The sequence below is a fragment of the Buttiauxella massiliensis genome (assembly GCF_902500225.1).
In the GTDB taxonomy this organism is placed as follows: domain Bacteria; phylum Pseudomonadota; class Gammaproteobacteria; order Enterobacterales; family Enterobacteriaceae; genus Buttiauxella; species Buttiauxella massiliensis.
In genome coordinates this window covers 28,899-41,354 of sequence record NZ_LR722668.1, presented here as the reverse complement: position 1 = coordinate 41,354, position 12,456 = coordinate 28,899, and the positions used below count along the sequence as shown (strand labels likewise).

Genomic DNA, 12,456 nt, shown 5'->3' with positions numbered 1-12,456 from the left:
AAAGGGGCGTAGAGCTCTTTAGCCATCAAGGAGTGGTGTGAATCATGCTTAATTCACTGGAGATTTATCAGGCACTTAATGTTCTGGGATTTACATTAGAAGCTGGGAAATATGAACCGAGCTACGCCTCAGAGCACGCGCTGGGTAATGGCAAGTATCTATATGTAAAACGTAAGGCTGAGGGTGTCATTAGCAAAAGCCCGCTGGTACTTGCACCGGATACTATCAGTCTGCGTGAAGAGATAGACAGCATTCCCGGCTTATTTTGCCACTGGGAAAAGACCAAAAGTACTAGCTATCGCCGATTCCCGAAAGATGGCAGCTCATCGCAATACGGGTACGATGCTGATATTGAGTCTGTTGATGCGCTGAAACTGCTGGTGGAATTACTCATTGGTGGAGCATTGCCTGAGTTAAGACCACGTGTGGAAAAAAATAAGGAAATGCTCAACGTGTATCCCCTCAATCAAATCTTATTTGGGCCACCTGGAACAGGTAAGACTTATGCCACTACAGAACTGGCGGTGAAAATCGCGGACGGTGAATGGTATCAGAATGCAGTTCAGGCACATCAAGGGCAAGCATTGCGGGATGTGGTGAAAGCTCGTTACCAGACCTTGGTTGAAAAACAGCGGATTATGTTTACCACTTTCCATCAAAGTTTTTCCTACGAAGACTTTATCGAAGGGATTCGTGCCACGACGGATGAAACCAGCGGAAACCTGCGTTACGAAGTAGTGGATGGAATTTTTAAACAGCTTTGCCTGAATGCGAAGGTTAAAGTGCAGGGAAGCTCAACGCTGCCCATCTCCCTGAATGGGAGGCGGGTCTGGAAAATGTCACTCGGCAATACCATGGAAGGCGAGGATGATATTTATGAGGAATGCCTCGCAAATAACTATATTTTATTAGGGTGGGGTGAGGATATTAACTTCAGCGCATCCTCTACGCTTGAAACTATTAAGTCGCAGATTACAGCTGAGAATGGCTCATCAGAAGCTACAAGCGAATATATGGGTACTGCCGTTAATACCTTTAAAAATATTATGCGCAATGGTGACCTGGTTGTTGTCTCTGATGGTAATCATAAATTCCGCGCAATCGCTGAAATCACTGCCGACTACCAATATTTACCCAATGATGAACGCGATGGTTTTCATCAAATGCGCCCGGTGAAATGGTTGCGCACCTACGCTCCAAGTTTGCCTAAAGAGCATTTGTTCTTTAAAGCACTTTCACAAAAAACTCTTTATGAGCTGAAAGACACGACTATTGACAGAGAGAAGTTAACGCAACTTCTGGCACCTGTTGAATCAAATGATCATCGTGCGCAGCCGCATATTTTGATTATTGATGAGATTAACCGTGGGAATATTGCTCGTATTTTTGGTGAGCTAATCACTTTGCTTGAGCCTGATAAACGCCAGGATGCCGAAGACGCGAGAGCTTTGATGCTGCCGTATTCTAAAAGCCTGTTCTCAGTACCTCAGAATGTTTATGTCATTGGCACAATGAACACGGCCGACAAGTCACTTATTCAGATGGATTTGGCATTAAGACGACGCTTTAGTTTTATCGAAATGCAATCTCAGCCAGATTTACTTGCGGGAATCACTGCGTTTGGTATCGATGTCTCAACATTATTAAACCGCATTAATCAGCGCATTGAAGCACTTTTAGATAGTGAGCATATGATCGGCCACGCCTATTTTATGCCGCTAAAAAATATTGAGAGTGCTGCTGAGCGTGAAAAATGCCTGTCAGTGATTTTCAGCGAGAAACTATTACCGTTATTACGGGAGTATTTCTTTGATGACTATGAGCGTATTGGCTGGGTGTTGAACGACTCGTCAAAATCAAAAGAGAGTCGATTTATTTTACTGCAACAGTCAGCACAACTGCCAGGTCTGGCAGAGCTATTCCCAGCGGATATTGCTAGCAGCTTGTCTGACAGACGTTTTCGTATCAATCCTCATGCTTTCACATCACCAGCGGCTTATCAGGGAATCCTGTAATGACGTTTCAGGTTCGAGAGTATGCCTTACTAACCTGCGACCAATCGCAGCCCTCTAGTATGGATCTGGGGATTGTCTCTGCGCAAACTTTTGCCTGGCTTGAAACGTTACAAGAGCAATGGACCGGAAGTTCTCAACTTCTTCATCGGGAAGGTAAGCATTTTCTTCGGTTGGGGAGTTACGTGGGTTATCTGCAAGCGCCCAACGGTGAATCGTTTGAAATTTTGCCGAAGACACAGCTTGAAGCGGTAGTGCGCCCTGAGCCGCTTCGCCTGCTTCTTCGCAGGATGCTTGCGTCGTCTATTACTATGAGTCCGCGCGAAGCTAGCCAGGCCGCGTTACAGCGAAGTAATCAGCCCTTACATGAATGGATTTTTGGTGAGTTTCTTCGACATTTACTAGAGTTGATGCGTAAGGGGCTGCGCTTTGACTACCTTCAGATTGAAGATGACGACAGTGCATTCATCCGTGGGCAACTGGATGTTAACCGGCAGTTGAGACAGTCTCCGGGAAGAGGGACTCGGTTCCATGTGCGTTATGCTGAGTTTTCTCCGCAGCGAATAGAAAACCGTCTTCTGCGTACTGCTCTTGATATCGTTCTAAAAATGACGAAAGACAATGATAGCTGGCGGCAGGCAAATACTCTTAGCCATCAGATGGCTGAGATTACACCGCTAAGTGGCTCTGCAGTGGCTGACATGGCTCAGTGGGGGGACGGTAAGTATCTTTATAATTATCGCGTAATAAAACCCTGGTGCCTGCTGATTCTCGAAAAGTTAAATCCTGATTTCCAGAAAGGGATCCATCAAGGCATTTCCCTGTTATTCCCTATGGAACGGTTGTATGAGTCGTGGGTCGGGCGTTGTTTTTCTCTTTCATTACAATCTGGCTTTAAGCTCACGACACAGGCAAAAAGCTGTCACTTACTGGCACATACTCCAATTGGCTCCAGTGCTGAAGAGCTTTGGTTTATGCTTAAACCTGACTTTTTGATTGCAGATAACCAGCAAAGATTAGTACTTGATGCAAAATGGAAATTGCTGGATACAAGACACGGCGACAATAAGCGAAAATATGAAATAAACCAGGCTGATCTTTATCAGATGTATGCGTACGGGCAAAAATATTTGCAAGGACAAGGCAATATGATGCTGGTCTATCCTTGTCATCAGTATTTCAATACGCCTTTACCTGTGTTTCAGTTTGATAGGCAACTGGCCCTGTGGTGTGTTCCGTTTGACCTTGAACAGGGGAAATTGGTTGAGGGGGAATGGCAGTCAGAATTTACCTGTTTTCCCGAAATGGATGTCCACAGAGGTAATGCAGACAATGCTAACCATTTATATCAATATGATTTAATAAACTAATTCTCAGACTGGATCAGATAATTCTCCGCATACTATTTTGTGGGTACAGGAAGTTATATGCCATATAAAGACTTTTATCACTTCATGCTTGAACGTTTTTCACAACCAGCTGAGTTGGTTACCCTTGGTAGAAAGCAGCCTTTCACTCTCTATGCAGAGCAGGGAAATCTCTATGTTAAAAACGCCAGTAACAGTCTAAGACGGCTCGATAAGAAAAGCATGGCTGCCTTTATTGAACATTACGAAGAAACGAATAGCCAGTCACCTAAAGATTATCAAGACGTGACATTTAATGCATCGTACTTGCTTGCTGCGATGAAGTATCTTTCGGTGATGGAAGACAGCTCCAGCGCCAGCACTATTGTGCGTTTCCATAGTAAGGAAAACCCGGAGAGTGAGCAGCAATATCGAGCCTGGCTCAAAGCTAACCCGAACGGTTATGTACTGAGTCTTCCTAAAAAGAGTGAAGGGAAGAATAATGCAAGCACTGAAATATATACCTGTTTGCATGCTGCAATCTGCAATTCAATAAATAACGATAACAACTACTCTCAACCAGAGCCTTTTACTGGAGGTGATTATTTTAAGGTCTGTGCTAAAGATTTAGCGGAACTGGAAGCAGAAGCAAGGACTATCACTACACTAACTTCGGTTAAAAGGTGTAGCCTTTGTATTAGAGCAAATAGCTAAGATCGGGCTGGAGTTACCACAGTCGTGATTGAAATTTAATCCTTTTTTGATCAGAAAAGTGATCAGATATTTTACGCATAAATCTGATCAAACATTTTTATCGCTACGGAAGGCTATCCGAAGAAACTATATGAAACCCAAAATGGGTATCAGTGAATTGTGATCAAAAATTTGATCACAATTTTAACTTGTTGATGTGATTGATTTTATCTTTAATCTATTCATGGCTGATATAGTGGATTTGTAGTTAACTTATTGCTTCTTCTTGGTTTTTATATAATTTTCATCATGTATTGTTTGGGTTATGGTCAGCTTTTTAGGGTAGTAATTTATAACCAGGGCTTCAGTACAAATGGATTGATAAGGCCAATGAAAGGGAAGTCCACCAGATAGCGCCTGGCAGAACTTTGCACCAAGCCCTCTTTGCGGCAGTAATCAGCCACTGTCCAGCCTTCAGGCCAATAATTCTGATAGTAGTTATCAAAGTGTCGACTCCAGTGTGCACTCATCTGCTTGCGTCTTAGCTGCTTTGCGGCGGTCCTCTGATTCAGCTTGTTCTTCTTAATGTAATCGATAAGAGAGCTTCCACTCTGCTGGTAGCGGAGGCGGTGCCATGCCCAGTGAATAATCTTCAGGCTTTGTCCGCCCACGAGGCGAAGATTGGCGTAAGTTCTCGTACGGCTACAACCCATAATTTGCATCATTGCCGCAATGCGAATCAGGCACTGCGGCTGATGAATGGCGATGACTTTTTCAGCCATGGTCGGTTTGTTTTTCAATGAGGTGACCCCGTGTAATTAGTTATGCAACGGGGTGATAAAAACATATTTTCATTAGGTAGTCTTGCAGGCTACTTGAGTACTCTACGTAGACTACTTTGCGTTATCGACGCGTTTAATTGCAGTCAGGTTAAGACGATAAATTGCATCATCACCGAGTGGGGGACTATCAACATCCGGCCAGAATAATCCACATTTCGATGTCAGAAGATCTGTAAGATTGCGCGCTGTTGGCAGGTGCTCTTTTATTAATTTACATTGCAGTTCCCATTCAGCTTTAGTCATATCACCTTGAGGAACATAGAATTCAGGATGATTAAGCAGGCTAATTTCGGCCGATAGAATGTCTTCTCGTTTTGTTGCATGACGATCAGCATTTTTATGAGGTATGCTGTTTTAATTTTTCTTCGAGTTCATGTATCCGTGCGTCTTTTTCTGCAAGCGCTTTGTGGTAGTCAATTTCAGAACACTGGACTGCAGGAAACTGAATGCTAAATACTGCTGAAATCTCTTCGTTCAGAAAGCCATATTCCTCCAGCTCTTCCGCATCAAGCCGATCATCCTCGACCCTATTCAAAACTTGATGGAGAGTGTCATACATGTTTTGATCAATGGGTTCCCAGCGCACATTCTTAGTTGTGGTCAGTTCAAGAGCACTGTCGTTTGGTTCTACCAGCTTCAGGTCCCCATTAGTAAAAGAATACAGTCTGGGCTTTTCGGTAAGGCTTAAGTATTCAGCTTCCAGGCTCTCAGCAATGGCGCTGTAGCTAGCTTGCGGCTTCATATTCTTCAGATAAACCAAGATGTTTTTTAAGCTAATGAACCCTTGTTGCAGTCTGGCTGATTCGGCTGCTTTGTCTTGAATTCTGTCGAGTAATCCCATTAACATCTCACCAGGTAAATTGCATAAGGTTGCATTTTGTCACGCTCGCTAGTCGAGTTGTAAGGTGTTTTATCAAGGAAACGGGCGGTTCCAGCTTAATTGCATATTGCGAACGAAAATATCGATGAGAGGGGGACTGGTTGCTGAAAAGAAGAAGTCTTCTATCTGTGTAACTGGAAGTTAATTGTAAAGCTCATCTTCACCACCATTTTTCGCAGCAGGCACTACGACGTTACGTCACCCATTACGTCACCCAGAAAGTCACAAAACAAAAAGGACCTGGATAATTTCTTATCCAAGTCCTTGATATGTTTGGTGGCCCCTGCTGGACTTGAACCAGCGACCAAGCGATTATGAGTCGCCTGCTCTAACCACTGAGCTAAGGGGCCGTGGCGCAGGATTATAATGTAACTTGCAGCATCAATCCAGTGATTGCGTGACATCTGCTGCTTTTATAATCAAAGCCTAATCAAACTCTTATACTTTTCACTTCTGGTATTTCATCGGGCAACACGGGCACGAACACTGGCTGGAATGACATTCTTACGGGCATAAAAAAGCCCTCACGAAGAGGGCTCTTTAGAAGGGCGATAAGATTAATCGTCCAGGAAGCTACGTAGTACTTCAGAACGGCTTGGGTGACGCAGTTTACGCAGTGCCTTCGCTTCAATCTGACGGATACGTTCGCGGGTAACGTCGAACTGTTTACCCACTTCTTCCAGCGTGTGGTCGGTATTCATATCGATACCGAAACGCATACGCAGAACTTTAGCTTCACGCGCTGTCAGGCCCGCAAGAACGTCGTGAGTTGCGTTACGCAGGCTCTCAGACGTTGCAGAGTCCAGTGGCAGCTCGAGGGTAGTATCCTCGATGAAATCACCCAGATGCGAATCTTCATCGTCGCCGATTGGCGTTTCCATGGAGATAGGCTCTTTAGCGATTTTCAGCACTTTACGGATTTTGTCTTCCGGCATCAGCATACGTTCAGCTAATTCTTCCGGCGTCGGCTCACGGCCCATCTCTTGCAGCATTTGGCGCGAAATACGGTTGAGTTTGTTGATTGTCTCAATCATATGCACAGGAATACGGATGGTACGCGCCTGGTCAGCGATAGAACGCGTGATAGCCTGACGAATCCACCATGTTGCATAAGTAGAGAACTTATAACCACGACGATATTCAAACTTATCAACCGCTTTCATCAGGCCAATGTTGCCTTCCTGAATCAAGTCGAGGAATTGCAGACCACGGTTGGTGTATTTCTTAGCGATAGAAATAACCAGACGTAAGTTTGCTTCAACCATCTCTTTCTTCGCACGACGAGCTTTCGCTTCACCGATGGACATACGACGGTTGATATCTTTAACCTGCTCGATGGTCAGGCCGGTTTCTTCTTCAATTTGTTGCAGTTTCTGCAAGCTACGATGCACGTCATCAGAAACGTCATGCAGTTTCTCAGACCATGGCTTGTTCATTGCGATGGCTGCGTTGAACCAGGTTTCGCTGGTTTCGTTGCCAGTGAACAGTGTGATGAAGTTTTTCTTCGGCATTTTGCACTGTTCAACACACAATCTCATGATGAGACGTTCTTGAGTACGAACGCGGTCCATCATGACGCGCATGCTGTTTACCAGGTAGTCGAACTGCTTCGGTACCAGGCGGAACTGTTTGAAGACTTCAGACAGTTGCTGAATCTCAGCGGCAGAATCCGCGTGAGCGCGGCCCTTTGCTTTAATCGTGTCGCGAGCTTTTTCGTACTGCGTACGCAGCTCACCGAATTTCTCACGCGCGAGTTCAGGGTCGATGCTGTTGTCATCGTCCGCATCGTCGTCTTCATCTTCCTCATCGTCACTGTCACTGCTTTCTTCGGTAGTTAGCTCAGAACCAATGTGAGTGGCGGTAGGGGCAAGATCTTCTTCAGCATTCGGGTCAACAAAACCAGTGATCAAATCAGACAGACGAGCTTCTTCTGCTTCAACGCGGTCGTATTGCTCAAGCAGATAAGTGATCGCTTCCGGATATTCGGCAACGGAGCACTGCACCTGGTTGATACCGTCTTCGATACGCTTAGCGATATCGATTTCACCCTCACGGGTTAACAGCTCAACGGTACCCATTTCACGCATGTACATGCGAACCGGGTCAGTAGTACGCCCGATTTCGGATTCTACGCTGGACAGTACTTGAGCGGCAGCTTCTTCCGCATCTTCGTCTGTGTTGTTTGAGTTTTCAGCAAGCAACAGGTCATCGGCGTCAGGTGCTTCTTCCATCACCTGAATGCCCATGTCATTGATCATTTGGATGATGTCTTCGATCTGATCAGAGTCGACGATATCTTCCGGCAGATGGTCATTGACCTCGGCATAGGTCAGATAGCCTTGCTCCTTGCCCTTGGTAACAAGAAGTTTAAGCTGTGACTGCGGGTTTTGCTCCATAAGACGGTATCCACACTTCAGTATTAGGGTTGGTGTCGGTCGGCGAAACCGCCAACAATAACGTAACGAGGGCTGACTTATTTTATTGCCGCTGCCCATCCTTGCGGCGTTCGGGTTTGACCCGATTAATGTTCGGCACTTAAGCCGATAAAATTTACTTTTTCGCGCGTGATTCTGTTATCACGCGGACTTCCTCACGCTCCGCAGGCGTTAGCCCAGTGGTTCTGGAACGTGCCATCAATTCTTCAAACCTCAACTCCAGCACCGAATCAAACATATGTTCGAGTGCATCGTTGAACGTTTTTTCTGCAATGTCCTTATCTGCTATATCGTCCCATGAAGAGAGTTTTTCAAGGGTGACTGCTTCATTTGTGCCGCGATATAGCTCTAAAAGCTGCCCGGTGGTTAAACCAGGTTGTGCCAGACAGGTGTTCACCAGGTCAATAAAGAGTTTTAATCCTGGCAACTTCGCCTGCTCCAGACCGCTAAGCGGTGGCACACTCGGTGCCAACTCCGGATTCTGCACCAACAGTCCTATCAGTATACGCATGGTTGTGCGTTTTAGCTGTGGAGCCGGGCGCGGGGTGCTGCTTTCCGCAAGCTTTGGCATCAGCTTTTCAAGCTGGTTATCGTCCAGAATGCCCAGTTTGTTTCCCAGTTCCTGACGCAAATAAATGCGTAGTGTTTCACCAGGTACCTGACTAATCAGGGGTAAAGCAAGAGTACTCAGTCGCGCACGGCCATCAGGTGAACTCATATCAACCTGAGGCATCAGGCTGTTAAAAAGAAACGTCGAAAGCGGTTGAGCATGTTCCATGCGCGCTTCAAATGCTTCTTTTCCTTCTTTACGCACCAGCGTGTCGGGATCTTCACCGTCAGGTAGGAACATAAAGCGCAACTGACGTCCATCCGTCATATAAGGTAGCGCAGTTTCCAGAGCACGCCATGCAGCGTCACGCCCTGCGCGATCCCCGTCATAACAACAGACAACGGTATCCGTCACCCGGAACAACAACTGGATATGGTCAGCGGTGGTTGAGGTGCCCAATGAAGCAACGGCGTACGATATGCCGTATTGCGCCAATGCCACCACATCCATGTAGCCTTCCACGACCAATAAACGAGCTGGTTCAGGCTGGCTTTGCTGTGCTTCATACAGGCCATAGAGCTGGCGGCCTTTATGGAAAATATCGGTCTCCGGGGAGTTAAGGTATTTAGGCTGGCCATCGCCAAGCACTCGTCCACCAAAACCAATTACCCGGCCCCGTTTGTCGCGGATGGGGAACATCACCCTTTCGCGGAAACGGTCGTAACTGCGTCCCTGATCGTTAGTTACCAACATGCCTGCATCCGTCAGAGCTTGACGGTTTTCGCTATTGCCACCAAAACGCTTTAATACGTTATCCCAGCCGGGAGGAGCATAGCCAATGGCAAAGTGTTGAATAACTTCGTTACTTAAACCACGCCGTTCCAGATACTGGCGTGCAGATTCAGCCGATTGTTGAGCCAGGGATTGCTGATAGAAGGCGTTCAAGCCATCCATCAATTGATAAAGACTTTGCCGTTGATGACGCTCAATCTGGCTTGGTCCGCTACCGACTTCGTAAGGCACTTCAAGATTGTGCATCGCTGATAATTCTTCAACGCTTTCGACAAACTCAAGCTTGTCATAGTTCATTAAAAAATCGATAGCGTTGCCGTGTGCCCCACAGCCGAAGCAATGGTAAAACTGTTTTTCACCGTTTACGGTGAAAGAGGGGGTTTTTTCGTTATGGAACGGACAGCACGCATGATAGTTCTTGCCCTGCTTTTTGAGCTTAACACGCGCATCGATCAGATCGATGATGTCGGTGCGAGCCAGCAAGTCATTGATGAAAACACGTGGAATTCGTCCAGCCATAGGCCCCGTTTGGTACTCGCTTTCCTTCAGACATGCGATATTGCAGCAGTGCGAAAGAGCAGGAAGTATGTCAGTTCATAAACGAAAATAAGCCGCGCATTCCTTTCGGAAGCACGGCCTTTACAACTACTACAAGTCTGTTCCGGAGGTGTAAACCTCCAGGATACTAGTACAGACGAGTGCGGCGTGCGTTTTCGCGAGCCAGTTTCTTAGCGTGACGTTTCACAGCAGAAGCTTTAGCGCGTTTACGTTCAGTCGTTGGTTTTTCATAGAACTCACGACGACGAACTTCCGCCAGAACACCTGCTTTCTCACAAGAACGCTTGAAGCGACGCAGTGCTACGTCGAATGGCTCGTTTTCACGTACTTTAATTACCGGCATTAACTCTCACCTTTGATAAATTCGGTTTGCCGCTGACTGAGGCGTCAGCTATTTCAAAATGGTGCGGAATTTTACTGCAACTACTGCTGCTTTGTAAAGCACCGGACAACCAGAAACCTGGCTTTTAAGGCCGGAATCTTCCAGGGGTGCGGATTATACACCACCTACGCCCAGTATGTGAGCAAAGTTTTACAATAAGCGCTCATGGGCTTAAACTTCGCCGCAAGACTTTGAGGTAGAGAACGCCATGCGTGTACTGGGTATAGAAACATCCTGTGATGAAACCGGCATCGCCATTTACGACGATGAAAAGGGTTTATTAGCCAATCAATTGTATAGTCAGGTGAAATTGCATGCTGACTACGGCGGCGTGGTGCCGGAGCTTGCTTCCCGTGACCATGTACGTAAAACCGTGCCATTGATTCAGGCCGCTCTTAAAGAGGCTGGATTAACAGCAAAAGATATTGATGGTGTTGCCTATACCGCCGGACCAGGGCTTGTAGGAGCACTGCTTGTAGGCGCAACAATTGGCCGTTCTCTGGCGTTTGCCTGGGATGTACCCGCTGTGCCGGTGCATCATATGGAAGGGCATTTATTAGCCCCGATGCTGGAAGATAATCCGCCAGAGTTCCCGTTTGTGGCACTGCTGGTTTCCGGCGGCCATACGCAGCTGATTAGTGTGACGGGTATTGGCCAATACGAACTTCTGGGTGAGTCAATTGACGACGCCGCAGGTGAAGCCTTTGATAAGACGGCCAAACTATTGGGTCTGGATTATCCTGGTGGCCCAATGTTGTCAAAAATGGCTTCTGAGGGTACTGAAGGGCGGTTTACTTTCCCACGCCCGATGACCGATCGCCCTGGTCTTGATTTCAGTTTCTCTGGTCTGAAAACCTTTGCTGCGAACACTATTCGCGGCAACGAAGCAGATCCGCAAACGCGTGCCGATATCGCTCGTGCCTTTGAAGATGCGGTTGTTGATACCCTGGCAATCAAGTGCAAACGAGCGTTGGATCAAACAGGCTTTAAACGTCTGGTGATGGCTGGTGGCGTGAGTGCCAACCGTACACTGCGTGCGCGCATGGCAGAAATGATGACTAAACGCCGTGGCGAAGTCTTCTACGCTCGTCCTGAGTTTTGTACCGATAACGGTGCGATGATTGCCTACGCAGGTATGATTCGTTTGAAAGCAGGAACGGTTGGCGAATTAAGCGTGACAGTCCGCCCACGCTGGCCATTGGCTGAGTTACCAGCGGCGTAAAAACTTTGCAGAATTAGTCGAGAAGGAGTGAGCAATCACTCCTTTTTTTTGTCTTTACTTCTGCGCAGTTTCTTCCAGATTTTGGTTTCTTGCCCGCGCCATAAACGCTGAATATTGTCGTGGTGGCGCATTAAAATCAGGCAGGAGAGCATGGCGACCGGGAAGGTGAACTGCGGTTTGAACCACCAGACATAGAACGGGGCAATCAGCGCGCTAATGATGGCACCTAGTGAGGAATAACCGCTGAGTAAAACGCTCAGCAGCCAGGTCCCTGCCATCACGCCGGTTAAGTCCCAGCCGATAGGGGCAATGGCACCAAAAGCTGTTGCAACGCCTTTACCACCGTGGAAATTAAAGAAAACCGGCCAGATATGGCCAAGACAGGCGGCGATTGCGATAAGCCCAAGCCAGAAAGGTGTCACACCCAGCGCGTAAGCCGCCCAGACGGGTAACATTCCTTTGAGAACATCAAAAATGAGTACCGCTACGGCTGCACCTTTACCGCCAATTCGCAAAACATTGGTCGCACCTGGGTTGCCGGAACCATTCTCTCGCGGGTCAGGGAGACCGGCGATTCGGCAGACCAGGATGGCGCTAGAAATTGAGCCGCAAAGATACGCAAGCAGGATCATGCCAGGCGCGATTGCACTCATAACGCTGTTCCATTTTGAAAGTGTCGTTGTATTCTCTGCATCTGTGGATAATACGCATATTTCGCCGGAAGTGGTATCTGGCGTGACTAAA

General features: G+C 47.0%; 10 protein-coding genes and 1 tRNA gene. 4 read left to right on the top strand and 7 right to left on the bottom strand.

Annotation, left to right across the window (positions count from 1 at the left end):
• Positions 1-44: 44 nt before the first annotated feature.
• Genes GC128_RS21460 through GC128_RS21450 form a run of 3 tightly spaced genes read left to right on the top strand, consistent with a single transcriptional unit; the run spans position 45 to position 4,072 of the window.
• Entirely contained in the window at positions 45-2,015 is a 1,971-nt protein-coding gene (locus tag GC128_RS21460) for an AAA family ATPase (protein ID WP_151996001.1), read from the top strand.
• Positions 2,015-3,382: an McrC family protein gene (locus tag GC128_RS21455; protein WP_151996000.1), complete on the top strand. Its 1,368-nt coding sequence runs from the start codon at positions 2,015-2,017 to the stop codon at positions 3,380-3,382. The genes GC128_RS21460 and GC128_RS21455 overlap by 1 nt, the downstream gene beginning before the upstream one ends.
• 57 nt (positions 3,383-3,439) lie before the next feature.
• Positions 3,440-4,072, top strand: coding sequence for a hypothetical protein (locus GC128_RS21450; RefSeq protein WP_151995999.1), 633 nt, complete (start codon positions 3,440-3,442; stop codon positions 4,070-4,072).
• Between the two features lie 329 nt (positions 4,073-4,401).
• On the opposite strand, the gene GC128_RS21445 is transcribed toward GC128_RS21450, so the two are convergent.
• From GC128_RS21445 to rpsU, 6 genes are all read right to left on the bottom strand, one after another.
• Positions 4,402-4,851, bottom strand: coding sequence for a hypothetical protein (locus tag GC128_RS21445; RefSeq protein ID WP_151995998.1), 450 nt, complete (start codon positions 4,849-4,851; stop codon positions 4,402-4,404).
• A 379-nt stretch (positions 4,852-5,230) separates the two neighbouring features.
• Positions 5,231-5,734, bottom strand: a complete 504-nt coding sequence (locus GC128_RS21440) for a hypothetical protein (RefSeq protein WP_151995997.1) — start codon at positions 5,732-5,734, stop codon at positions 5,231-5,233.
• Between the two features lie 313 nt (positions 5,735-6,047).
• Positions 6,048-6,123 (bottom strand) — tRNA-Ile (locus tag GC128_RS21435).
• A gap of 207 nt (positions 6,124-6,330) precedes the next feature.
• A complete protein-coding gene (gene rpoD, locus GC128_RS21430; RefSeq protein WP_151995996.1) occupies positions 6,331-8,169 on the bottom strand; it encodes an RNA polymerase sigma factor RpoD in 1,839 nt (612 codons plus the stop codon).
• 154 nt (positions 8,170-8,323) lie between these two features.
• A complete protein-coding gene (gene dnaG, locus GC128_RS21425) occupies positions 8,324-10,069 on the bottom strand; it encodes a DNA primase (RefSeq protein ID WP_151995995.1) in 1,746 nt (581 codons plus the stop codon).
• A gap of 166 nt (positions 10,070-10,235) precedes the next feature.
• Positions 10,236-10,451 (bottom strand): 30S ribosomal protein S21, encoded by a 216-nt coding sequence (rpsU, locus tag GC128_RS21420; protein ID WP_001144069.1) that lies wholly within the window; start codon positions 10,449-10,451, stop codon positions 10,236-10,238.
• Between the two features lie 247 nt (positions 10,452-10,698).
• Between rpsU and tsaD the strand changes: the two genes are divergently transcribed.
• Positions 10,699-11,712 (top strand): tRNA (adenosine(37)-N6)-threonylcarbamoyltransferase complex transferase subunit TsaD, encoded by a 1,014-nt coding sequence (tsaD, locus tag GC128_RS21415; protein ID WP_151995994.1) that lies wholly within the window; start codon positions 10,699-10,701, stop codon positions 11,710-11,712.
• A gap of 35 nt (positions 11,713-11,747) precedes the next feature.
• Here tsaD and plsY read toward each other — a convergent pair whose 3' ends face one another.
• A complete protein-coding gene (gene plsY / locus GC128_RS21410; protein WP_151995993.1) occupies positions 11,748-12,365 on the bottom strand; it encodes a glycerol-3-phosphate 1-O-acyltransferase PlsY in 618 nt (205 codons plus the stop codon).
• Positions 12,366-12,456: the final 91 nt, after the last annotated feature.

What these genes read in the sequence shown, in the direction of transcription:
- GC128_RS21450 (WP_151995999.1), top strand. Translation starts at nt 3,440, where the DNA reads ATGCCATATAAAGACTTTTATCACTTCATGCTTGAACGTTTTTCACAA.
- rpsU (WP_001144069.1), bottom strand. Translation starts at nt 10,451, where the DNA reads ATGCCGGTAATTAAAGTACGTGAAAACGAGCCATTCGACGTAGCACTG.
- GC128_RS21455 (WP_151996000.1), top strand. Translation starts at nt 2,015, where the DNA reads ATGACGTTTCAGGTTCGAGAGTATGCCTTACTAACCTGCGACCAATCG.
- plsY (WP_151995993.1), bottom strand. Translation starts at nt 12,365, where the DNA reads ATGAGTGCAATCGCGCCTGGCATGATCCTGCTTGCGTATCTTTGCGGC.
- GC128_RS21440 (WP_151995997.1), bottom strand. Translation starts at nt 5,734, where the DNA reads ATGGGATTACTCGACAGAATTCAAGACAAAGCAGCCGAATCAGCCAGA.
- rpoD (WP_151995996.1), bottom strand. Translation starts at nt 8,169, where the DNA reads ATGGAGCAAAACCCGCAGTCACAGCTTAAACTTCTTGTTACCAAGGGC.
- tsaD (WP_151995994.1), top strand. Translation starts at nt 10,699, where the DNA reads ATGCGTGTACTGGGTATAGAAACATCCTGTGATGAAACCGGCATCGCC.
- GC128_RS21460 (WP_151996001.1), top strand. Translation starts at nt 45, where the DNA reads ATGCTTAATTCACTGGAGATTTATCAGGCACTTAATGTTCTGGGATTT.
- dnaG (WP_151995995.1), bottom strand. Translation starts at nt 10,069, where the DNA reads ATGGCTGGACGAATTCCACGTGTTTTCATCAATGACTTGCTGGCTCGC.